General features: G+C 53.9%; 13 protein-coding genes. 4 read left to right on the top strand and 9 right to left on the bottom strand.

Going from position 1 to position 23,782, the window contains the following annotated elements:
• Nucleotides 1-100 precede the first annotated feature (100 nt).
• From ACK3SD_RS02160 to ACK3SD_RS02130, 7 genes are all read right to left on the bottom strand, one after another.
• Nucleotides 101-11,083, bottom strand: a complete 10,983-nt coding sequence (locus ACK3SD_RS02160; RefSeq protein WP_481126612.1) for a two-partner secretion domain-containing protein — start codon at nucleotides 11,081-11,083, stop codon at nucleotides 101-103.
• 149 nt (nucleotides 11,084-11,232) lie between these two features.
• Nucleotides 11,233-12,963, bottom strand: a complete 1,731-nt coding sequence (locus tag ACK3SD_RS02155; RefSeq protein WP_481126611.1) for a ShlB/FhaC/HecB family hemolysin secretion/activation protein — start codon at nucleotides 12,961-12,963, stop codon at nucleotides 11,233-11,235.
• Nucleotides 12,964-12,995: 32 nt separating this feature from the next.
• Nucleotides 12,996-13,973, bottom strand: coding sequence for a fimbrial protein (locus ACK3SD_RS02150; RefSeq protein WP_481126610.1), 978 nt, complete (start codon nucleotides 13,971-13,973; stop codon nucleotides 12,996-12,998).
• Nucleotides 13,974-14,005: 32 nt separating this feature from the next.
• Nucleotides 14,006-16,603 (bottom strand): fimbria/pilus outer membrane usher protein, encoded by a 2,598-nt coding sequence (locus ACK3SD_RS02145; RefSeq protein WP_481126609.1) that lies wholly within the window; start codon nucleotides 16,601-16,603, stop codon nucleotides 14,006-14,008.
• Between the two features lie 34 nt (nucleotides 16,604-16,637).
• Nucleotides 16,638-17,360 (bottom strand): fimbrial biogenesis chaperone, encoded by a 723-nt coding sequence (locus ACK3SD_RS02140; RefSeq protein WP_481126608.1) that lies wholly within the window; start codon nucleotides 17,358-17,360, stop codon nucleotides 16,638-16,640.
• Nucleotides 17,361-17,421: 61 nt separating this feature from the next.
• Nucleotides 17,422-17,994 (bottom strand): fimbrial protein, encoded by a 573-nt coding sequence (locus tag ACK3SD_RS02135; protein WP_481126607.1) that lies wholly within the window; start codon nucleotides 17,992-17,994, stop codon nucleotides 17,422-17,424.
• 571 nt (nucleotides 17,995-18,565) lie between these two features.
• Entirely contained in the window at nucleotides 18,566-19,009 is a 444-nt protein-coding gene (locus ACK3SD_RS02130; RefSeq protein WP_481126606.1) for a YhbP family protein, read from the bottom strand.
• Between the two features lie 105 nt (nucleotides 19,010-19,114).
• Between ACK3SD_RS02130 and ACK3SD_RS02125 the strand changes: the two genes are divergently transcribed.
• Complete coding sequence (locus tag ACK3SD_RS02125) at nucleotides 19,115-19,429, top strand: GIY-YIG nuclease family protein (protein ID WP_481126605.1); 315 nt, start codon at nucleotides 19,115-19,117, stop codon at nucleotides 19,427-19,429.
• Here ACK3SD_RS02125 and ACK3SD_RS02120 read toward each other — a convergent pair.
• Nucleotides 19,416-19,919 (bottom strand): GNAT family N-acetyltransferase, encoded by a 504-nt coding sequence (locus ACK3SD_RS02120; protein WP_481126604.1) that lies wholly within the window; start codon nucleotides 19,917-19,919, stop codon nucleotides 19,416-19,418. The genes ACK3SD_RS02125 and ACK3SD_RS02120 overlap by 14 nt on opposite strands.
• Complete coding sequence (ubiT, locus tag ACK3SD_RS02115; RefSeq protein ID WP_481126603.1) at nucleotides 19,913-20,434, bottom strand: ubiquinone anaerobic biosynthesis accessory factor UbiT; 522 nt, start codon at nucleotides 20,432-20,434, stop codon at nucleotides 19,913-19,915. The genes ACK3SD_RS02120 and ubiT overlap by 7 nt, the downstream gene beginning before the upstream one ends.
• Nucleotides 20,435-20,672: 238 nt before the next feature.
• Between ubiT and ubiU the strand changes: the two genes are divergently transcribed.
• The 3 genes from ubiU (at nucleotide 20,673) to ACK3SD_RS02100 (ending at nucleotide 23,732) form a co-directional block, all read left to right on the top strand.
• Nucleotides 20,673-21,668 carry a ubiquinone anaerobic biosynthesis protein UbiU gene (ubiU, locus tag ACK3SD_RS02110; RefSeq protein ID WP_137762073.1) on the top strand — a complete coding sequence of 332 codons (996 nt, stop codon included), beginning with the start codon at nucleotides 20,673-20,675 and terminating at the stop codon, nucleotides 21,666-21,668.
• A gap of 10 nt (nucleotides 21,669-21,678) precedes the next feature.
• Entirely contained in the window at nucleotides 21,679-22,557 is an 879-nt protein-coding gene (locus ACK3SD_RS02105) for a U32 family peptidase (protein WP_481126602.1), read from the top strand.
• Between the two features lie 134 nt (nucleotides 22,558-22,691).
• Nucleotides 22,692-23,732 (top strand): luciferase-like monooxygenase, encoded by a 1,041-nt coding sequence (locus tag ACK3SD_RS02100; RefSeq protein WP_481126601.1) that lies wholly within the window; start codon nucleotides 22,692-22,694, stop codon nucleotides 23,730-23,732.
• Nucleotides 23,733-23,782: the final 50 nt, after the last annotated feature.

Below are 23,782 nucleotides of genomic sequence, written 5' to 3'. Positions count from 1 at the left end.
GCCGCTTTTTAACCCACCGAAAATCAACCGGCATAAAAAAAGCGTGCTCCTTAGGAGCACGCTTTGGGTGGTACTGTCTACTTATTTGAAGCGGACTAGATTACGCGTTTTTACCCTTTATCGGGGTATTGCTCTGTCCCCACTCCGCATCAAGGTAAGCCTGCTGTTGGGAGAGGCGATAATCAGGCAACAGCGGAGTCCAGTTTGACCGATCTTCACTGATGTTCATCGCACCCTTCTGGATGCTGCTCGAAGTTGGGGTGACAACCTTCGGCGCGTTCATCCCATTTTGGATGCCAGTGCTGCTACCCTGCATCCCATTGGCCGACGCATCCTTGTTACTGGATCCCGTCTTAAACGTTACCGGAGCCGGCGCGTTCATCCCATTTTGGATGCCCGTGCTGCCACCCTGCATCCCATTGGCCGACGCATCCTTGTTACTGGATCCCGTCTTAAACGTTACCGGAGCCGGCGCGTTCATCCCATTTTGGATGCCAGTGCTGCCACCCTGCATCACATTGGCCGACGCATCCTTGTTACTGGATCCCGTCTTAAACGTTACCGGAGTCGGCGCGTTCATCCCATTTTGGATGCCCGTGCTGCCACCCTGCATCACATTGGCCGACGCATCCTTGTTACTGGATCCCGTCTTAAACGTTACCGGAGTCGGCGCGTTCATCCCATTTTGGATGCCCGTGCTGCCACCCTGCATCACATTGGCCGACGCATCCTTGTTACTGGATCCCGTCTTAAACGCCACCGGAGTCGGCGCGTTCATCCCATTTTGGATGCCAGTGCTGCCACCCTGCATCACATTGGCCGACGCATCCTTGTTACTGGATCCCGTCTTAAACGTTACCGGAGTCGGCGCGTTCATCCCATTTTGGATGCCAGTGCTGCCACCCTGCATCACATTGGCCGACGCATCCTTGTTACTGGATCCCGTCTTAAACGCCACCGGAGTCGGCGCGTTCATCCCATTTTGGATGCCCGTGCTGCCACCCTGCATCACATTGGCCGACGCATCCTTGTTACTGGATCCCGTCTTAAACGTTACCGGAGTCGGCGCGTTCATCCCATTTTGGATGCCAGTGCTGCCACCCTGCATCACATTGGCCGACGCATCCTTGTTACTGGATCCCGTCTTAAACGCCACCGGAGTCGGCGCGTTCATCCCATTTTGGATGCCCGTGCTGCCACCCTGCATCACATTGGCCGACGCATCCTTGTTACTGGATCCCGTCTTAAACGCCACCGGAGTCGGCGCGTTCATCCCATTTTGGATGCCAGTGCTGCCACCCTGCATCACATTGGCCGACGCATCCTTGTTACTGGATCCCGTCTTAAACGCCACCGGAGTCGGCGCGTTCATCCCATTTTGGATGCCAGTGCTGCCACCCTGCATCACATTGGCCGACGCATCCTTGTTACTGGATCCCGTCTTAAACGCCACCGGAGTCGGCGCGTTCATCCCATTTTGGATGCCAGTGCTGCCACCCTGCATCACATTGGCCGACGCATCCTTGTTACTGGATCCCGTCTTAAACGTTACCGGAGTCGGCGCGTTCATCCCATTTTGGATGCCAGTGCTGCCACCCTGCATCACATTGGCCGACGCATCCTTGTTACTGGATCCCGTCTTAAACGTTACCGGAGTCGGCGCGTTCATCCCATTTTGGATGCCAGTGCTGCCACCCTGCATCACATTGGCCGACGCATCCTTGTTACTGGATCCCGTCTTAAACGTTACCGGAGTCGGCGCGTTCATCCCATTTTGGATGCCAGTGCTGCCACCCTGCATCACATTGGCCGACGCATCCTTGTTACTGGATCCCGTCTTAAACGTTACCGGAGTCGGCGCGTTCATCCCATTTTGGATGCCCGTGCTGCCACCCTGCATCACATTGGCCGACGCATCCTTGTTACTGGATCCCGTCTTAAACGTTACCGGAGTCGGCGCGTTCATCCCATTTTGGATGCCCGTGCTGCCACCCTGCATCACATTGGCCGACGCATCCTTGTTACTGGATCCCGTCTTAAACGCCACCGGAGTCGGCGCGTTCATCCCATTTTGGATGCCCGTGCTGCCACCCTGCATCACATTGGCCGACGCATCCTTGTTACTGGATCCCGTCTTAAACGTTACCGGAGTCGGCGCGTTCATCCCATTTTGGATGCCAGTGCTGCTACCCTGCATCCCATTGGCCGACGCATCGTTGTTACTGGATGCCGTCTTAAACGCCACCGGAGTCGGCGCGTTCATCCCACTTTGGATGCCCGTGCTGCTACCCTGCATCCCATTGGCTGACACATCGTTGTTACTGGATGCCGTCTTAAACGCCACCGGAGTCGGCGCGTTCATCCCATTTTGGATGCCCGTGCTGCTACCCTGCATCCCATTGGCCGACACATCGTTGTTACTGGATGCCGTCGTAAACGCCACCGGAGCCGGCGCGTTCATCCCATTTTGGATGCCAGTGCTGCTACTACCACTACGCACACTACGCAGCATCCCATTGGCCGACACATCGTTGTTACTGGATGCCGTCGTAAATGCCACCGGATCCGGCGTGTTCACCTCATTTTGGATGCCATTGTAGCTCGTGGAACCATCCTGATTGCTCGCCGCCCTGTTCCCTGAACTACGTAAAAGCTTCGGATTGCCTTCGAACTCCGTGCCATTGCTGGTATTACCATCACGCGGCGTCTCGTGGTCCGAGATATTGTTGGAATTAGACCCAGGGGTCAGCACCACCGGATCCGGCGTGTTCACCTCATAATGGTTGCCATTGTAGGTCGTGGAACCATCCTGATTGCTCGGCGCCTTGTCCGCATTTCCAGCCGGATCGTAGACAATCTTCGGATTGCCTTCGAACTGCGTGCCATTGCTGGTATTGCCATCGCGCGGCGTCCCGTGGTCCGAGATATTGTTGGAGTTCGACCCAGGGGTCAGCACCACCGGATCCGGCGTGTTCACATCATAATGGTTGCCATTGTAGCTCGTGGAACCATCCTGATTGCTCGGCGCCTTGCTCCCGGTTGGGGTATAGATAATCTTCGGCAAGCCCTCAAATTGAGTGCCATTGCTGGTATTACCATCGCGCGGCGTCGCGTGGTCCGAGATATTGTTGGAGTTAGACCCAGGGGTCAGCACCACTGAATCCGGTGTTTTCACCTCATAATGTTTGCCATTATAGGAGGTTGATCCATCAATGTTCGTCGGCGCTTTCGGCTCCACCAGCTTGCTGTGCGGCACACCCTGGTATTCGGTGTCCGGTTTGCCTACGCCATCACGCGGCGGTGCGATCCAATCCGTCTTACCGGTAGAGGAACCCGGCGTCAGGATGACGCGCTCATACTCTTTCACCTTCCAGCCGCCATCCGGGCGTTTCGGGGTGTCAGCATCATCCGGTTTAACCACGTCATCCGGTTTGGCAGCGTTATCTGGCTTGGTGGCGTCATCCGGTTTGGTGGCGTCATCCGGTTTGACATCGTTGTCCGGTTTGACATCGTTGTCCGGTTTGACGTCGTTGTCCGGTTTGACGTCGTTGTCCGGTTTGACGTTGTTGTCCGGTTTGACGTTGTTGTCCGGTTTGACGTCGTTGTCCGGTTTGACGTTGTTGTCCGGTTTGACCACATCGTCCGGCTTGACCGGTGATGGGATGTTCCGATCCGGCACCTGGCCATCGGCGTCTGGACGCGGCGTATTGCTATCCGGGCGCGGCGTATTGTCTGGACGCGGCGTATTGTCCGGGGTGTCATCGCCTGAAGGACGCGGCGTATTGCTATCCGGGCGCGGAGTATTGCTATCCGGGCGCGGAGTATAGTTGTCGGTTGAATTACTTGTATCTGGACGCGGGCTATAGCCATCCTTGTGCTTCATCGGATCCATCGCAATGGTTCCGGAAATGTCGCTGCCCCACTCCTTTTCATCTTTAGTTACTGTCGATGTCTTGGTCGCGTCAGTGTTGTACTCTTTGCTGTCCCGCCCTTTGACATCAAGGTCACCCACGGCGATGGTGGCGTGCTGCTCTTCGCGATAGTGCTCCTCATCCACGGTTTCGACATAGTAGTTAGCCGCAATGCCAGTTTTACTGATACCGCCACCGCCACCGCCATATGTCCCATCCTGCTCAATGGTATCCACCACATTACGGGTGTTGATATCGCCCCCAATCTTCATGGTGCTGTTAGTAGGATCGCCGATAACATGGCCACCGGCAATGTTCAGGTCGCCACCGACGTTAACCGCCATGCTATCTTTTGCCGTGATGCCTGATTGCTTCCCAGTGGTCGCACTGTCACGGTACTCAGAGCCGCCGCCAGCGGAGAAGCTGGCAGTCGGGATAGGTGCCGCAAAGCCAGTGTCACTGTTGATGGCAACACCTATGCTGCCGCCCGTCTCCCAACGTGAGCCGTCTCTATTGTACGAATCCTGCACACTGATGATGTTCAGATCGCCTTTAATATCTGTTTTGACATTATCCGCGGTGATGTTGCCGCCAATCAGGCTGGCATCGCCCCCGACATTCAGATTCACGCTACCGGCATTGATGGTGCTGTTGTTATAGGTTGTGGCTGTATCATTGGATTTACTACCACTACCGCCCGCGTAGATGGACACGCCTAAGCCGACAGTATCTCTGTCCGCGGCCACGCCCCCACTAATGCCGATGCTGAATGCCTTGTTCGATCCAGACGTGCTGGAATGTGCTTCTGCCGCCCGCATGGTGAAATCACCACCAATATCCGTGTTGAACGCGCCAGCATTGATAGTGACGCCCGCCAGGTTCGCGTCCTCCTCAATATGCAGGTTCATATTACCGGCCACATTGATGTTATTGGTGTTCTCACTAGCGGAGTGTGACGACGATTCGCTGCTCGACTTTTCAAAGCCAATGGACTGTTCCACATAGGCCAGATCGCCAAAATAGAGGTTCAACGCATCACCGGCCGCTTGGGCCGTGGTGGTGAGCGGATCAAACCCTTTTTCCGGATCGCTCACCGCGTCCACGATCATTGAGGCGTTTTTGTCCACGACGTCCAGCACCACACTGCCAACTTCACTCTTCCAGCCGAAGAAGGATTCCGAGTGCTTGGCATTCACATCCACCGTATCCTCATACTTGGTAGTATCTAGCTTACGGGCATAGATAGCCATGTCGCCATCGGTCACATTGACGTCAGCGCCGCCAATATCCGCGGTGTCGCCAGCTTTGATGAGCAGGCCATCTTTGAAATTCAGCGAGGCATTGGAGTTGGTGGCTCGATCAACCTCAATTTCGTCGGTCATTTTGCCAAAGCCAATCTTCGCTTCTGCCGTCGGTGCCGATTTCGCCTTGCCGCTGCGGCTGGCCCCAGCCTGGCCAGAGGTATCCGCGAAGTCGTTCTCGTACTGCCCCTTCGTGGTAGAGCTGGAGCCACCATCCAGTATGCTGTAGTCCGCTTCTGCGGTGTAACCTGCGGCACCTGCTTTCGCGCTCAAGGAGAACTCTCTGGATTTGATATTTTGCTCAGTGTGGCTGAAATCCTGCCCGGTCTTGATGGTGGTATCATTTTTCGCCGCGATTACCCCGGTGGTCGCGTTGTACTTGCCGCCCTCCATTGTGAGGTCGTTGGCAGAGTCGATTTGGAGGTGGCCACGCGCATTCACGTCGTTCTGGATGCTGGTCGCGTTGGTGACCTCCGTTTCAGTGCGGCGATAGTTCAATGCGCCCCTGAAGTCCATCTCATAGTTGTACTCCGCGGAAACTTCATGCATCTCGTTGAAGTTGATGTCACCCGTCAGGGACTTCATGACGATGTTTTCACCATCGAGCTTCATTGCATTGGAGGTGATGTCGCCCCCCTGCATGATGATATTGCCACCGGCGTTGAGGCCGTCTTCGAAGTAGTGCACCTTCTGTTTGCCGTTGACATCACGTCCGACGCTGGCCGTAAGATCAATGCTGCCCAGATCGGCAAACATCAAAATGTCGCCACCCGCCTTGACATAAGAGCCGTCGATGTTGATGTCGCCCGCCTCGCTGTTCATGTAGACATCTTCTTTCGCTTTGATGCCGGCATTCATGCCTTTCGCGCCGCTGTTGATGTCCTGGTCAGCATTGATGACCACACTCTTGTTGGCGGAGATGATGCCGTTGCCATTATCGACTGACTTGGCATCGATAAAGACATTTCCGTCCGCATGGACGATAGCCGAGCCCTGGCCTTGGGTGACCCCATTGCCCAGCTCCTCCAGCGTGGTTCTGCAGAGGTAGACATAAGGCACCATCACGGTGGTCCCATTAATCTCTTTGTTGACGAACCAGACGATATCCTTCTCCAGGTTCATCAGCTGCTCTTCGTTCAATGGCTCACCTACCACCAGCCCCATTTCTGAGTTCTGCATGGCCATATCGGCGTTATCCATCAACATCTTGACCAGATCAACGCCCTGCACGCCATCGCGTACGGAGAAGAAGGTGCCCACCGCCTCATTGACCTGACGACGGATCAGTTCAGAGATAAAGTAGTTGTCCCCAATCACCGTAACAGGGTTTAGTGGGTTGTAGCCCACCTGGTTAAAGAAGTATTCAGAGCCGTAGTATTTGCTCTGATCCATCATCGACATGCGTGTTTCGAAGACAGGAACAACCTTGCTGCTGGATTCACTCAGTGAGACCTCGCCTCCTTTCTGTGCCAGGAACGCCTCAGATTTCTGGAACATGCCCGGAATGGAGACCAGATCGCTGATGACGCTGGCCGGGCTGATGCCTTTACGGATCTCTTCGAAACTTGACAGGTTGATCAGCACCTCACTGCTGCCGCCGATGCCTTTAACGTCTTTTTTGCCGATCTTCTCAACGGCAACGCTGGCCTTGCCGGTTTCACCGCCGCTCAGATTACCGATACCGTTAACCAATTTACCGCCAGTGTGGGAGAAGTTCCCACCGCTGATGACACTGCCACGCTCAGAGGGCAGGAAGTATTGCTTAGTCTCTCTGAACGTGGTTTGTTCGGGAGTATTCAGCCCTGACCAGTCTTTTACCAGGTCATCGTAGTCCTTGGTCTCCCAGCTATTGCCAAACATCTTGATCATGATGGATTGCAGTTGGGCTGAATTATGCGACGCCATCCGTAATGAGTTGGTAAAACGCTCACGCTCGGCATCTTTCCACCAGTTCCAGTTTGGATCATCACCGGAGTAGCTATTGGGTTGACCACTGCCGAACATGAAGTCCAGGTACTCATAAACCGTGTTGAAGGAAGCCCGCCGTGTACCGTCCGCCACCACTTTCCAATAGAAAGTGATGGTGATCGGGGTCGCCAGCGGCTTATGGATGTAGTCATACATCGACACTTCCGCATAACGGGGCACGTTAATCAAGTCGCCGACAATGACCATGTCTTTGTCAGACATGATGTTGCCACCATCATTGACGATTTGTGGCGTGAGATATGTCGGGATGATCGTCCCATCATTGATATTTACCGCGGTGGTCCCATTCTCATCGATTTCTTTGCTGAAGATCCCATCACTGTTAATGTACATACTGCCAGAGGAGGAGATCTCACCCGCTTTGATCAGTTCAATGTCTGAAGCAAGTGTGGGGATGGAGATATCGGTCTCGTACTCCAGATATTTCAAGCCTTCCCAAACTACAATTGTGGCACTCGCATTTTGCGCTGGCCCGTAAATATCCTTTTCACCACCGCTGTACTGGCTCAGGTTATTCAGGTGCAGGGCCTCAAGGAACATATTCCCTTCGGAACGGATCAGGCCCACGGCATTGGTCAGCTCTTTGGCGATGATCATCATGTCGCCGATGCTGAGGACGTTGCCTTTGAAGTTGTTGACGAATGACCCTTCTCGGGCATCGATATAGAGGTTACCCAGGCTCCAGAGCGAGGCATTTTCGCCATTGATCACATCATGGGCGAAGAGGTTAAGGTTTTTGCCGGTGTTGATCGCGGCACCATCAGCGATTTTGATGGTCTCTTCGGCAGTCAGTTGGATGGTGCCGGTGTTTTCCATCAGGTCGGTGACGGTAATGTTCTTCGCATCAATGATCAGGGAGCCATCACTGCCCAACTTACCGCTGTGGTCGTCGTGGATATAATCCTTGTCAACCATGTTCAGCCACAGCATCTCGTCGCCGCGCAGCACGCCGTCTTCGTTTTTCAGCACATCGTTGATGGTCAGCTTGGTCTGCTTGGTTGCCTGAATAATCCCTTCGCGGTTATCAAGATCGTCGGCTTCAATAATAGTATTGAGGCCACTGATCATACCATCCTGGATATTAGTGATATATTGACCCTTGATGAAGACGTTGCCATCAGCGGCAATGCGCCCATCAAGTTGGTTCTGGAGCAAGGTGGCTTCCAGATCGATCTGGTTTTCTGAAACGATCCGGCTAGAGTTGTACAGACTCTCGGCCTGGAGCCGCACATTCGCCTGCGACTCCAGTGAAGCGTCCTTGTCGTTTTTCACCACCCCAATCTTTTCCAGCACCAGTTGCATCGCGCCACTGATTCTTGCCTCATTGGTATTGTACAACGTCTCAATATCTTCGGCAGTCAAAGATCCCAAGGCCACCAGCGCGGCTTCGTCGCCGCTGTTGAGCAGTTTGTTGATGTTTTTCAGCACCACATTGGCATTGGACTGGATGCGGTTCTGGTTGTTCAGGTTTTCGATCTTCGACAGTTCAAGCAGGTCATTGCCAAGCAATGCGCCACTGTTTTTCAGGGTAACGATATCCTGCATCCTCAGGGCAGCATTCGAGGTGATGCTTGAGTCGGCTTGGTTATCCAGTTTGGTGACATGGCTGATGTCCAGATCCTGCTGGGTCGCAATCATGCTTTCGCCGCTGTTGGTCAGGGTACCGATATTATCGATTTTCCCCTTGCCATTGGCGCTGATGATTCTGCCCTCATTGGTGTTGGTCAGGCTGTTGGCAACGGAAATGGTGAGGTCGCCGTTGGAGCCCATGCTGGAGCCATCATTGAGGATATCGCCGTTGTTGAGCAGGCTGAGTGCGCCGTTGCCGAACAGTTCCGCCTCATTGACGTTACTGATGGTGCCGATTTTGGAGAGCGTTAACTGGCCGTTACTCTGCAAGGTGGAGGCATCGTTCAGTACGCGGTTGGCATCGTTGATGCTGAGGTTATCAAGCCCCACGATGACGCTTTCACCGCGGTTTTCCAACTGATTGATGTTATCGAGCTGGATATTTTTTGCCTGTACCCAGCCAGCGTCGGCGTTGAGGATATCCAGGTGGCGCGCGTCAGGATGGGTGCTCTGTACGGAGAGGTTCTCCCCTGCGACGATCTGCGCGCCGTCGGTGTTACTCAGCAGGTGGCTAAGGGAGAGATTGATATCTTTCTGCGCATAGAGTGCGCCGCCCGCATTCTCCAGGCTATCCGTGGTGATGGCCAGACTCTGTTGGGCGTTGATGCTGCCGCTGTTGTTGAAGATCGTCGGCTGGCCAGCATCGCTCTTCTGCTTAATGGTGATCTGTTTGCCGCTAATCTGGCCGCTGTTGTTCAAGCGCTCATTATTGACATTCAGATTCACATTGCCAGCGGCACTGTTGATGACACTGCGGTTGTCCAGCGCCTGAGTATTGACCTCCAGGTCGTTATTGGCCAGCAGGCTACCTTGGTTATCCAGCGACGTGACGTTAAACAGTGCACTGTTAGCGAACGCGATGCCCTTGTTTTTCAGCGCCTTGGTATTGATGGTCAGGGTACCGGAGGCATGGATCATGCCGCTGTTTTCGACAGCGTCTTTGATGTTGAGCACCAGTGCGCCTCTCTGGGCGCTGACCCAGCCTGCATTGTTGCTCATTGAGGCAGCTTTGACCTCAACATCGCTATCAAGGCTGGCCAGTTGTGCATTCGAGTAGATGCCCGCATTGACCTGCTGGCCGTTGACGCGCACCACATAGTCGCCGTTTTCCAGCGTGATCACGGCGTTCGGGATGGTGTTGCCGTTGCCATCTACCGCATACAGCTTGCCTTCAATCCGATAGTCGTTGGCGACATTGATCTGGATGGACGGCACTTTCACCGCACCGGATTGACCGCTGTTCGCTATGATGCTGGCGGCATTTTGCAGCATGGAGGTGGCATCAATACGCACGATGCCGTTTTGCACCTGAGCGTCTGCCGACAGATTGACATGGGAGAGCGCACGAATGACCAGATCGCCAGAACTGATGATACCACCAATGCCATCAGCATTTTTTTGCACAGAAATATTGTTACCCTGCAAATTAATGCCACCCTGCTTACTTTGGATACCGGCCAGGCGCAAATCGCCATCGGCGGTAATCTCAATGCTCTGGTCGCCGATGATGCTGCCTTCGTGACGCACGCCAGCCCCGCTTTCGGTACTGATCAGCTGGATACGGCCGCCATACATTGAGCCCAGCGCGCTGCCGTCAATCGCCACTTCTGGGCGACCCTCGCCCTCTGCGCTGCGGACGGTATGGGTGCGGGTTTCCGGATCGTAGTCGTTCAGGCCGGTCAGCAACTTCACATCGGCCTGACCAGCAATCTCACCGTCCAGCTTGACCGAGCGGCTGATAACGTCGAAGTAGCCCAGCCCTTGGGTGGAGATACCCTGCCCCTGAATCTCGACCGTCCCTTTGTCCACGCCGAGACGAACGCTGCCATCCTGCTGCGTGATCACGCGCCCGGTACTGAGCGTCAGGTTGTTGGTGTTGACGGTGGCGACGCCGTTGACGGTGATGCCGTTCTGGTTGGCGATGATCACATCCGCCTTCTTACCAAACACCTCCATCGTGCCATTCAGCTTGGTGCCGTTGGCGCCCGTCACCTCACTAATGACCGCCTTGGCTTCATTATTGAGGTTGCTGTTCTTCATCGCGAAGCCGCCAATTTGTGAGACGCCATCGCTCTTGCTGTTGTTGAAGATCAGGCCCTCTTTATTGACGTTGAACTCTTTGAATTTGTTGTGTGAGATCCCACGTTGGTTAGGATCAACAATGTTAACCATCGGCGTACCGTTGGCCGCCTGGTTCATGGTTGGCACATTTTGCTGACGATCGTCAGGAATAATCGCGTCAGCAAATGCCATGGTCGGCAGCACGCTCGCCATCGCTAAATAGATGGGCTTAATTCTGCCGTTGAAACTACGCCTTTTTACTACTCGTACACTTTTTTTGGAGTTTGTCATATGAACCTCAGAATGCTTTTATCTTAAGAATTTGGTTATGGAACTATTGATTAAAAATTCAAACTAACGTTGTAATAAATGGCAGGCTCGGACACACCCAATGCCTCAAGGGATTGGGGTTCAGCCAGCGGCCAGCTATAAGTCAATGAGGTAGAGAAATGGTTACCATTGGCTTTAATACCCACAGCAGCGCCCGTCATATATTCAGTGTGGCAAAGGCTATTGCTCTGGTGGCAATTGTCATCCACTACCCCCAGGTCATAGCCGATAAAAGGTGTGATCTGGTTAAGACCGAATTGATAGATACTAATAGGGAATTCGAATGTATTGGAAATATAGGCAGCGTTGTTGGCAGAAATAAAACTGTCTTTATAGCCGCGTACCGTAAATTCATCACCTACGCTGAAATTGGCTTCATTGATCAGTACACCATTGGTGTATTGGAAACCACTGTTCAGTACATAATTAGCGCCTATGCGTCCATACTCAGCCAGAGTTTTAGACCAGTTCACTGAACCGTTATATTTCACATAGTTTAAATCGAACCCCTGAAGGTCAGGATCGTTATCCCACGCCGAATTGAACCACGGCGTGCCAGCCGTCACGCTCAGATCGCCATATAACCAGCCACCAAACAGGGTACCTACACGGTTAATCCCACCGGTCAGGGAGGTATAACGTTTACTGCTGACGCCGATGACCTCATCCTCAATGATGTTTTCGCTCTCGCGGGTCTCCAGCTTGGCATAGGCGCTGGTTTTACCCACGCTATCGCGGAATAACAGCCGGCTCACTTTTAATGAGAGTCGATCAGAGGTGCCCTCAGAGTGGTAGCCGCCATAATAGCCGCCAATTTCCTTTGAATAGTTAGAGTGATAATAGAGTGCATCAAAAGTCCAATATCCCAGTGGCAGGCTATAGCTGGCAGACCAGGAGTCCTGATCATCGCTGTTATGCTTTAAATCGTTAAAGGAGTAATAAAGATTTAAAACATCGTTCATCCCGGCCAAATTATTGGCGTTGAGGCTGGCAAAATATTGCCCCCAGCCATCCGCTTCGTTTCCGGAGTTATTGGTGCCAATGCTGCCAGAAAAGGGGGTGACGCCTGCACCTTGCAGATCAATCACGGAATAGCCTGCCTCTTGGGCGGGCACAACCACCAGCTTGTCTCCCTGTGAAACACGCATCAGGTTATCCATGCCCTGATCCACATCCTGCATATTCAGCTTTTTGTTTTTGGCAAAAGGCATGGCGCTGAACAGACGGCTGGATTCGCGAAATGTCGGCTGCTGCCCATTCGAACTAAACGCCGTGATCTTTCCCCACAGCACTTTGAGCGTTAAGGTACCCTCTTTCAGGTTACCCGGCACAATGGTGACCAGCGTCGTGGAGTAACCTTTGCTGATATAAAAGTCGGTCAATTCACGGATCAGGTTGAGAATATCATCGCTACCCAATTTTTTATGGCTATAGCGGTCAACAATCGCCTGACGCTGTGTGGAGAGTTCAAATTCGTCATCCCCAGTAATCACAATATTATCAATCTGGAATTGATGACCCTTTTTCGGCATGCCAATGTTGTCCTGAGCAGGCTGTGCGTCCTGCTTCATTTCATACAACTGCTTTTCCCGGCTCTTCTCTTCTTCGATCGTTTGTTGTGTCTGGCGACGCTCCAGTTGATCAATGTCATGCTTGGCGCTGCGCTGCGGTAGCATGGCCGCATTGGTACTTGTGATACCCAGCAAAAGAGTTGAGCTGATAACAAATAAATTTTTAAACATAGTTAACCCGCTTATAATTAAAGATAGTGATGTTAATCAGCAAATACGTTAAAGATCACAAAGGTATCAATTGCGCCCGACGTGGCTTTATTTGGACTACCTGAGTAAATCCTTGCCTCATATTCAAAGGTGTGTCTTCCCGAGACACTTTTTTTCTGGGTATCACTAGGCACTTTTCCGGTCACATCCACCGATGAGCCGCCATATTCTGACAACCTGACACCGATATTCTGAGCACACGTTTGTGCACTGCAATTTTTTATATAGCCCTTACCAACGTTCGTATCAGAGTTGCCCTCAAATCCGATTGCCACCTGGGAACTTTGTGGGCAATCTATCGTGATAGGGAATTTCACTTTATCTGTACGCCCGCCATCAGCGATAAAATCGGCCAATGACCAGCTGCCCAAATCAACCTCTTGTGACGGTGTTAAAACGGCGCAGGTCACGGGTTTAACATCAATCGGGCTAGCCAGACGGACATTTAATAAGGTCGCGCTACTGCCCGGATTGCTATTAGCATTGACTACGACCTGTCCCAGCATCCCGGAAGGAATTGTTCCCGCGGAGACATTCCCGGTTTGAACAAATTCCACCCGGATTTTGTCGCTATTTTCCATGCATGACCCATTACAGACATAGGCATCAGGGAAATAGGAGGAGCGCGATGCGGGCCAGGTAATACGTATCCCTATTCCCGACAGATTGGTTGCGTAAACGTGGTCGATGGCGGTTCTGGCTGCTGATTCTGGGCGTGTGAACTCAGAGCGCCACGTATTCGACACACCTGAGCCACAGGTATAGTTGATCGAATTAGTGGAAAACTCCGCTTGCCCTAGCACAGCGCCCGTTGCTGCACCTTTCGACGACGGCTTAAGGGTGGAAATATTAATTACGGCATCAATAGTCGAACCGGATGTAATACGACAATCATTGGCTGCAAAACTTATATTCGGCAGGAATGAGATCGCACACAGGGCGATACATACCTGTATAATTTTTTTTAACATAGTCACTCCAAAGAAACCTTATCTGCCTCTTGTTATGGCTGGCAGGTTAATTCCTGTGTCACGAGGTTCCCAGCATCAGAAATAGATGATGCAGCGCTGGGAGCATATTCAATTCGACAATGATAAGAGACATCTTGCTGTTTCCAATCTATGGTCAGCACCTGTGATTTAGCATCATCTGGCAAATCCAACATGGCACGGCCGCCCTGGCCGATCATGCCTAGCATCTCTCCACTCTCATTTTTAATGGCCGATCCATACGGAATGTTTTTCACCGAAGGATGCGTGATACGCACAAATTGCGTCACGTTGGTTTTGGTTGCCATTTTTAATTTAAGTGCTGCGCCCGCGGTCGGTACGGCGCTTAATTTTGATTCATCCACTTCTATGCCAGCCGGCGCGCCTTTGGTATCCAAATAGATATCGTTAAATTGATAGGGCGACAGTGATGAGATAATCGCATAGCCATTTTTATCAATTACTTTATTCAGTTCTGGATAAACATGCGCCCCGGTGGCCCCTTTCGCCTCAACAATAGCGAAGGTATCACCCAGCGATGAGGTGAAGTTGACGCCATCACCATGGAATACAACACCGCCGCTGGCATTGACTGACGCGGTATAGGACTGCTCGGTCTGGCTATAACCCACGTTGCCCTGCATGTTGCTGCCGTTATAACCCAGATTGATGCCCAGGTTGGAGTTGTGGTCCTGCCGGTAGTCCATCCAGCCGCCAAAGTTGTACTGGTCATACTGCCCCCCCGTCCCGTTCAACGATGCCCGCATACTGGAGGATTCATCGCTATAACTGACGGTCGCATTCAACTTAGGCACCTTGGTGCGCAGGGTGCCGAAAGGCACCGAGAAGCTCAGGTAGATGCTGTCCTGATCTTCGCCATACTCGTCATAGGTACGAGCCAAGTTGATGCTATAGCTGACGGAGCGCCAAGCATTGGAATACCCCACCTGATAGCTGCTGCGCTTGTTGGTTTGTGTCCAGCTGTCCCAAACGCGGCCGTAATAGCCTGATACAAAAACGCTTCCCCAGTTTCCTGGCAGGCTCTGAGAGACGTTCAGCTCAATTTTGTCGCGGTAGCTCTCTGGCAACAGGCGTCTATCGTCGGCATCAATCGCCTCTTTCATCAACATGGCGTCCATCAGCGTGTAGTAGTTGCTGCTGGAGTAGCGGTAACCGGCCAGACTGACGCTGGTATTGGTTTCGTTGATGACTTTCGCCAGGCTGATTTTCAGGCTCATCTGGCAGAAGCGGTCACACTCTTTCTGATCATCAAATGAGGTGAATGAGCGCGTTAAATCCATACCCAATGCACCAACAGGCGTGTTCAGGGCAAAACCGCCCACGAGTGCGGCGTAGTCGCCATCTGCCGTCACCTGGCCCCCGCCATAGGCAGTGATCAGGTTGTTCAAGCCATATTGGTAGGTCGCTTCCATCACCACGGGGGGCTCTTTCAGGTCCCCGTCACGCACCTCACCTATGGAGGTGGAAAATTTGGAGTAGCCGGCCCGCAGCAGCATCGGCACGCTTGAGTAAGGCACGATGAACTTACGTACCTGGCCCGTCGCCTCCGTGATGGTGACCTCCAGATCGCCGCCATAACCGGTGGCATACAGGTCATCCACCACAAACTCGCCGGGCGGTACAGTCAGCTCTTTGATGACGTTGCCATTTTGTCGAACGGTGACCTGCGCATTGGTATCCGCGATGCCGCGTACTACCGGCGCATAACCGCGCATGGAGTCAGGCCACATGCGGTCATCCGTCGCCAGTTTTGCCCCGCGCAGGCTAACAGAGTCGAACATCTGCCCGGAGGTATGGATATCACCGGCCTGGAACTCCGCTTCCAGCGGGGCAATGGCCCGCTGCACGTAGGCCGACATGTGATCCCACTGCGAACCGTCATCGTTGCTGGAGACGCTGTCATAGGTATACAGGCGCCATGCTCCCCACTTCAGGGAGGTCAGGGCGTTACCGTAGAGGTATTTATTCGACGTATTGTCACGGTACTTCACATCAGAGGCGCTAAAGGAGTAGTTGACCGCCAATGAAGGCACACCGTTGTCCCACAGCTCCGGGCTGACATAGCCATTGGGGCTGTGCAGCAGGCTCGCTTGTGGGAAGGTGAGTGCCAGCGCCTCCTCATCAGTGTCATAGTGATGGGTAGAGCCGGGCACCAGCGTGTCCAGCGCCACACAGGATTGATCTTTCCAATCTGCCGGGAATTTTTTCACATTCACATCAGATTGGATGATCAACTCCGGTGAGAGGCACGGCGTTAACTCATTGTCACCGTTATCCTTGGCGAAGCGGATCTGCTTAACGCCAATCTCTTTACCGTTAACCGTTACCTCAACTGGATAGACGCCAGGATTGACCACTCCCTCGCCGTCGAACGCGGAGAGATCCACCCCTTCCATCTCAGCGGCAATAAAACCGGTATTGAACTTCACCGGCTTCTTGGCTGGAGTTTTATTTTGTGTCGTCGTTTCATTCGCATCTGAGTTACCCTCAAGAAGCATTGCTGGCAGTGGTTTTGCCACCGCAGGCACAAGCACCATTCCACTAACCAGGATGATGCTTGCAAATTGATTACTTTGTTTCAGATAACTCACGAACGTATCCTTCCTTATCACCCATCAGGCACGATTACATCGAGACCCGATACTCCTTCGCCACATATGCGCCCAGATCGGTGATGTAGTTGTATTTCAATACCGGATTGGCGACCGTTTTATCGGATTTCACGACAAATGCTTTCTTGCTGAATGGCTCGATCATGCCGCCCGTCGTTTGGGTTGAGGCATCATCACCTAACTTGTAATTGGCGATAGAGATATGGAACGGCGTATTGTTTTCAGCAGTGAATTCATAGCCTTTCGCCACTCTACGCCCACTCCACTTCAGGGATTCAGCCGCGGTAATGGCATCCCCTTTCAAACCAGCGGGGCGGTAAAAGAACTTGATGCGCGTCCGTACGGCAATATTGAGCTTATTGGCGTCCAACTCACCTTCTGGCGGCACGTCGAGAATATTGACCCACAACGCTGACTCGCGATCCTGCGGATATTTATTCACCGCCTCATCGGTCTGGAAAATGCGGAACACTTTGCTTTTGCCGACATTGATACGCGAAACGGGCGGGTTAATCATGAAAGGCAGATCTTCTTTATCAGAAATTTTTGAATCTGCGCGGCTATCCAGCCAGATTTGTACCAGAGCGGGCGTCGTCCCAACATTGTTAATACGCACAGTCTCTTCTTTCTGTTGCGCATTAAAAATGACGCGCGTTCCCAACACCTGGATTGAGGCGGATGAAGAAAAGGCGAATGAAAGTAACAGTGGCACCAAAGCCAGTTTTTTAAGAGTCATAATGATATTCCAGACAGAGTGAAAAAAAGGGGCGTAAACGCCCCTTTGCCAGAGCCTACAATTATTGGTAAATAATTGAGTAAACTACATCGGTGTTGACAGAGCCTGAACTGGCTGCGCCACCTGTGGCAACGTACTGCGCCCAATAGGTAAATTCTGCCTTGTTGTTGGCAATCTTTTTACCTTTTGTGGCGTCAGTAATTTGTTGACGCAGGTCAATTGGGTTTTTGGACTCATCGCTCAGGCCAACCTGCACATTGGTTGCTGCACCAGCAGCCGTGTGGTTTTTCAGGTTACCTGTGGTGCCGTCGATATTTTTGCTCAACGCACGCTCGAATGAGACGTTAGCCCATTTGTCGTTGGTACAGTTCGCACCGCTCAGCTGGAATTTGAAATCCGTATCCCCAGCACGTTTCCCTACAGCGTTCAGAGCAGAGGTGCTAACATCTTTTAACTTCACGGTATAGTCACCGGCACCAGAGCCATTGGCATCGGCAATGGTGACGACACAAGTAGTGTCACTGATATTACCGGTAAAGGTAACAGTGCCATCTTGTGCGCTGGCTGCCATACTGCTGATTAATAAGCAGGAGGGAACCAACAATGTTTTAGCAATAAAATTAACTTTTTTCATATCCATTCCTTAATTAGAGGGGTCTTCTTGACGGAAAGTATCGTAGTGTATTTATTTGCCAGTTAATATAGTTGATATCCTGAAATAAAAATGGGCAAACGCCCAGATCTATTTAGCTGGTGAATTATAAGGAGGGAATTCCACGAATTAAGAATTGATAAGCATATTATTTAATAACAAATAATGCTTTTTGTTTGTCTAAATAGCGTAAAACTACATTTGATTATACATATTTGATCATTCAACTCAAACAATTTACAATCTGTACGCTACAATTCACAAAGAAATAAACAAAATCCTTACCGTTATTTATAATAAAAATATAATTCACTTTAAGATTCATAGCAATTATATCTAGGTAACGGAGAAAAATATTTTTGAACTTTTCTACAGGCCGCTTTTTTCAGAAAAAAATCAGGCTGTTTTGCGCTTCAGCGCCCCTCTTCCTTGAGATGCTGATTGTATTGAGTGTACCGAACAGCAACCCCATATTGCGAGTGTCAGGAAAATGAACGGTCAGAAAGGATAAAACGCAGAGGGGGGTGCCCGGCCACACGGCCGGGAGGGGAGATCAGGTAGGGGTATCGCGCTGCCAGTAGAGTTTTTTACCAAAACCAAGGGTGTTATCGGTCATCTTTATCTCATCCAGCGTTAGCCGCCAGAGAGGCGCTGGCATCTTGCCCGCGACCGGGAAACGTGTGCAGTAGCGATCGCGCCCCGCCCGCTCTGCCTCGCCGCTTAACTGGCTGACACGGCCAGCATATTGGATGCCCCGGATCAGCGCGACGCTTTTCGGTTGGCCGGCGATGGTGCCGCTGACGTGCGGGTGCTGCGCCATCAGATTGCCGTGGCGCGTCCTCAATTCGGTCATCAACAGCAGCGACATCTCACCCGGCTCTGGTACATAGAAACAGTTGGCACACCAGAGATCCCCCTCGCCCACGCTGCACAGGGTCAATACATGGTATTTCTTCAGGAATTTTTCGATAGCTAACCGCTCGTCAGGCGAATTCATGTGCGCTCCCTCTTTGAATGAGTGGCTAGTCTACCGCGCCCTCAGGGTGGAACCAACCCAGCATCTGGTTTACCCTGTGCCGATGTTGACCCTTGCCCTGCTCCCATGACTGAATCCACCACTGCCTGGCATCTCTATATTTTGCGCACCGCCGCTGGCCAGCTCTATACGGGTATTACTACCGATGTGGCGCGCCGGCTGGCCCAGCACCAAAGCGGCAAGGGCGCCAAAAGCCTGCGCGGCAAGGGGCCGCTGATCCTAGAGTTTCACTGTCTGGCGGGCGATCGCTCGGCAGCGCTGAAAGCGGAGTACCGCATCAAGCAGCTGCATCGCCAGCAAAAAGAGAGGCTGGTCAGTGACCAGCCCCCGGATGTGGTGGATTATCTGCTGGCGTACGCGGCCAGCGTCAGAAGCGGTTAAAGGGCGGCGCGTAGTTGATTAAGCCGCTGACGCCCTCCAGCGCGTGCTCAGCCAACGGGTAGATCTGGAAGGCCGCTTCCGCGCCCTGCCAGGGGCAGTACAACTGGTAGGCCGCCGCCGGGCGGAAGCCCAGTTTGCCATACAGCGCCGGATCGCCCAGCGTCACCACGGCGGCATAGCCGAATTCGTTCAGCGCATCCAGCCCCTCATAGACCAGCTGAGTGGCGATCCCCTGCCCACGGCTGGCTTCGTCCACCGCCAACGGTGCCAGGCCGACCCACTGCCGGTCCTCGCCCGCGACTTCGACTGGGCTGAACGCCGCATAGCCCACCACGCCGCCCTCATCGTCCGTGGCGACAATGCCCAGCGTTAGCAAGCCATCTTCCCGTAGCTCCTGTACCAAATCCGCCTCGTCATCACGGCCAAAGGCACGACGCAGCAGGCTATCGATACCGGCGGCATCCACCGGGATTTCTACTCGAATCAGCATATGTTAACCGCACGGTGAGCGGTCACCGCGCCCTCTCGTAATCCTGCTTCAATAAAATCGGCAAGCTGAACCAACCCACGGCGCAGCGCCGACGGCAGGGTGTCCAGATCGATGGCATCTATCAGGTTTTTCACATACAGCCCCAGCTCCGTGTCCCCCTCAATGCTCAAGCGACGTTGGAAGAACAGGGTATCCGGATCGCAGCGGCGCGCAGCCACCAGGATCAGGTCGTTGGCATCGGCGCTGAAACGCACATCGGCGTCGGCCTGCTCACTGACCACCAGCTGACCCTCCGCCAGGGTGATATACCAGCGCAGTCCCAGATCCCGCACCTCCACCTCAAGCCAGCGCGCTTCCAGGAAGTCCAGCTCCCCCTCCGCCAGTGCCTGCCGGAATTGCACATTCAGCAGCGACAGCAGCAGCTGCCGTTGCACAGCAAACGGGGTGATAGCTAACGGCATCCGCAGTAACGATGGCCCCTGGCGCACAAGGCGCGAGCGTAGTTGCTCCAACACTGGCATTACTCCTCTGATCAAGACTGACACTATTCTGCCAGATTGAAAAACGTGTTCAGCGGTCTATATCAATAAATTTTGCACCAGAACGCCCGCGTGTACAGCGGAAATTATTCATCACATTGTTATCAATGAGATAGAAACTGCCTCAAATCAATATACGCGCCGAAAAGGTTGCCTAGAATCGCAGGCTGTTGCTGATAATGTGCTCACCAAGGCACGTCGCCGGGACTCAACTATGGAACTGCTCTGCCCTGCTGGCAATCTGCCAGCCTTGAAAGCTGCGCTGGAGAATGGCGCGGATGCCGTGTATGTCGGCCTGAAGGATGACACCAACGCCCGGCACTTCGCCGGCCTGAACTTTACCGAGAAGAAGCTGCAGGAGGCGGCGATGCTGGTTCACCGCCGCCAGCGTAAGCTGCATGTCGCCATCAATACCTTTGCCCATCCCGATGGCTTTGCGCGCTGGCAGCGGGCCGTGGATATGGCGGCACAGTCGGGGGCGGATGCCTTGATCCTGTCTGACCTGGCGATGCTGGAGTATGCCGCGGCGCGTTATCCGCAGTTGGAGCGCCATGTCTCGGTGCAGGCTTCCGCCACTAATGAGCAGGCCATCGCATTCTACCAGCGCCACTTTGCCGTCAGCCGCGTGGTGCTGCCACGGGTGCTCTCCATGCATCAAGTCAACCAGCTGGCTCGCAGCAGCCCGGTGCCGCTGGAGGTTTTCGCCTTTGGCAGCCTCTGCATCATGGCCGAGGGACGCTGTTATCTCTCCTCCTACCTGACGGGTGAATCCCCCAACACCGTGGGTGCCTGTTCCCCAGCGCGCTTTGTGCGCTGGCAACAGACGCCACAGGGCATGGAGGCACGGCTGAATGATGTGCTGATTGACCGCTACGGCCCACAACAAAATGCTGGCTATCCGACGCTCTGCAAGGGGCGCTACCGGGTGGGAGACAGCTGCTACCATGCGCTGGAAGAGCCAGCCAGCCTCAACACGCTGGCCCTGCTGCCGCAACTGCTGGCCGCCAATATTGCCTCCGTGAAGATCGAGGGGCGCCAACGCAGCCCGGCGTATGTCAGCAGCGTTACCCGCATCTGGCGGCAGGCGATTGATCGCTGCAAGGCCGCGCCAGAGACCTTTACCCCGCAGCCCGCCTGGATGGAAGCACTGGGCGCGCTGTCAGAGGGAACCCAGACCACGCTGGGTGCCTATCACCGCAAATGGCAGTAAGGGAAACCGCATGAAATACGCATTAGGTGCCATCCAGTACTACTGGCCAAAAGACACGGTTGAGGCTTTTTATCAGGCGGCGGCAACCAGCAGCGCTGACATCCTCTATTTGGGGGAGACGGTGTGCAGCAAGCGGCGGGAGATGAAGGTGGGCGACTGGCTGGCGCTGGCAAAGGCATTGGCGGCGGTAGGCAAGCAGGTGGTGCTCTCTACGCTGACGCTGGTGCAGGCCCCCTCCGAGCTGACAGAGTTGAAACGCTATGTGGAGAACGGTGAGTTTCTACTGGAAGCTAACGATCTGGCGGCGGTGAACATGGCGGCGGAGCGCCACCTGCCCTTTGTCGCTGGTCATGCGCTGAATTGCTACAACGCCTATACCCTGCGCCTGCTGCACCGTCAGGGCATGGTGCGCTGGGTCATGCCGGTCGAGCTATCACGGCAGTGGTTGGCGGCGCTGTTGGCGCAGTGTGACGAACTGGGCATCCGCGGCGCGTTTGAGGTGGAGGTAATGGGTTATGGCCACCTGCCGCTGGCCTATTCAGCGCGTTGCTTTACTGCCCGTTCGGAGAACCGCGCCAAAGATCAGTGTGAAACTTGCTGCATCCACTACCCGACCGGGCGCACAGTGTTGTCTCAAGAGCAGCAGCAGGTATTCGTGCTCAACGGCATCCAGACGCAGAGCGGCTACTGCTATAACCTGGTGAACGATCTGCCAGGCATGGCTGATTGTGTGGACATCGTGCGCCTCTCCCCCGCCTCCACGCAGGATCTGGCGAAACTGGAGCAGTTCCGCGCCAATGAGCAAGGTGCGGCCAGGCAGACACTGCCGGCAGGCGTGGACTGCAACGGTTACTGGCACCGCGTGCCGGGTCTGGTGCTGCGCCAATAGCGCGGAGTGCCAGCAACCGGAGCGCACATTCACCTAAGGCCATCCTGTATTCAAAATAGGCAAAATGAACGATACTCAAGTTTATCATTAGCTGGCGAGCTATTTTGCCAGTGTATAAACCGTGAGTAATGACTATGTCCATACAACAGACGACACCTTCCGAAATTGTCCCGATTTCGGTACTGGATCTGGCTCCGGTGCCGCAAGGCAAACGCCCGGCGGATGCCTTCCGCCACTCGCTTGATCTGGCGCAACATGCGGAGAAGTGGGGCTATCAGCGCTATTGGCTGGCTGAACACCACAACATGACCGGCATCGCCAGTGCTGCCACCTCCGTGTTGATTGGCCACCTCGCCGCTGGCACCCAGACTATCCGTCTCGGGTCGGGCGGCGTAATGCTGCCGAACCACTCCCCGCTGGTGATTGCCGAGCAGTTTGGCACCCTCGCCACCCTCTACCCGGACCGCATCGATCTGGGGCTGGGCCGTGCGCCGGGCACCGATCAGCGCACCATGATTGCCCTGCGCCGCCATCTCTCTGGTGAGGTGGATAACTTCCCGCAGGATGTGCAGGAGTTGCAATTCTACTTTGGCGATGCCCAGCCGAACCAGCCGGTACAGGCCGTGCCGGGCCAGGGCTTGCATGTGCCCATCTGGCTGCTTGGCTCCAGTCTCTACAGCGCCCAGTTGGCGGCGGCGCTTGGCCTGCCGTTTGCGTTCGCCTCCCACTTCGCGCCCGACATGCTCTATCAGGCGCTGGCGGTCTACCGCAGCAACTACAAAGCATCTGAACGTTGGCCTACGCCCTACGCGATGGTCTGCGTCAACGTGATTGCCGCCGATACTCAGGAAGAGGCACAGCGCATGTTTACCTCCAACCAGCAGCAGTTTATCAACCTGCGCCGTGGCCACCCCGGCCCGCTGCCGCCGCCGGTTGATGACATCAACAGCCTCTGGTCACCGGCTGAACGCTTCGGCGTGGAGCAGTCGCTGCGGATGTCGGTGGTGGGTGACCAACAGGGCGTCCGTCACGGCCTGCAAGCGCTGCTGCGTGAGACAGAGGCGGATGAGTTGATGATCAATGGCCAGATTTTTGACCATCAGGCTCGCCTGCGCTCCTTTGAGATCGTGGCGCAGGTGCACCCGGATTTGGTGAAAGAGAGCCGCATCCGCTAAGCACGCTGAATTTCAGGCAAAAAAAAACCAGCCCGCAGGCTGGTTTTTTT

Source organism: Chimaeribacter sp. YP20170169 (assembly GCF_056739715.1).
Note: the sequence above shows the minus strand (reverse complement) of the source record. Positions and strands in the feature narration are given on the sequence as shown.

What these genes read in the sequence shown, in the direction of transcription:
- ACK3SD_RS02160 (WP_481126612.1), bottom strand. Translation starts at nt 11,083, where the DNA reads ATGGCATTTGCTGACGCGATTATTCCTGACGATCGTCAGCAAAATGTG.
- ACK3SD_RS02155 (WP_481126611.1), bottom strand. Translation starts at nt 12,963, where the DNA reads ATGTTTAAAAATTTATTTGTTATCAGCTCAACTCTTTTGCTGGGTATC.
- ACK3SD_RS02150 (WP_481126610.1), bottom strand. Translation starts at nt 13,973, where the DNA reads ATGTTAAAAAAAATTATACAGGTATGTATCGCCCTGTGTGCGATCTCA.
- ACK3SD_RS02140 (WP_481126608.1), bottom strand. Translation starts at nt 17,360, where the DNA reads ATGACTCTTAAAAAACTGGCTTTGGTGCCACTGTTACTTTCATTCGCC.
- ACK3SD_RS02135 (WP_481126607.1), bottom strand. Translation starts at nt 17,994, where the DNA reads ATGAAAAAAGTTAATTTTATTGCTAAAACATTGTTGGTTCCCTCCTGC.
- ACK3SD_RS02130 (WP_481126606.1), bottom strand. Translation starts at nt 19,009, where the DNA reads ATGAATTCGCCTGACGAGCGGTTAGCTATCGAAAAATTCCTGAAGAAA.
- ACK3SD_RS02125 (WP_481126605.1), top strand. Translation starts at nt 19,115, where the DNA reads ATGACTGAATCCACCACTGCCTGGCATCTCTATATTTTGCGCACCGCC.
- ACK3SD_RS02120 (WP_481126604.1), bottom strand. Translation starts at nt 19,919, where the DNA reads ATGCTGATTCGAGTAGAAATCCCGGTGGATGCCGCCGGTATCGATAGC.
- ubiU (WP_137762073.1), top strand. Translation starts at nt 20,673, where the DNA reads ATGGAACTGCTCTGCCCTGCTGGCAATCTGCCAGCCTTGAAAGCTGCG.
- ACK3SD_RS02105 (WP_481126602.1), top strand. Translation starts at nt 21,679, where the DNA reads ATGAAATACGCATTAGGTGCCATCCAGTACTACTGGCCAAAAGACACG.
- ACK3SD_RS02100 (WP_481126601.1), top strand. Translation starts at nt 22,692, where the DNA reads ATGTCCATACAACAGACGACACCTTCCGAAATTGTCCCGATTTCGGTA.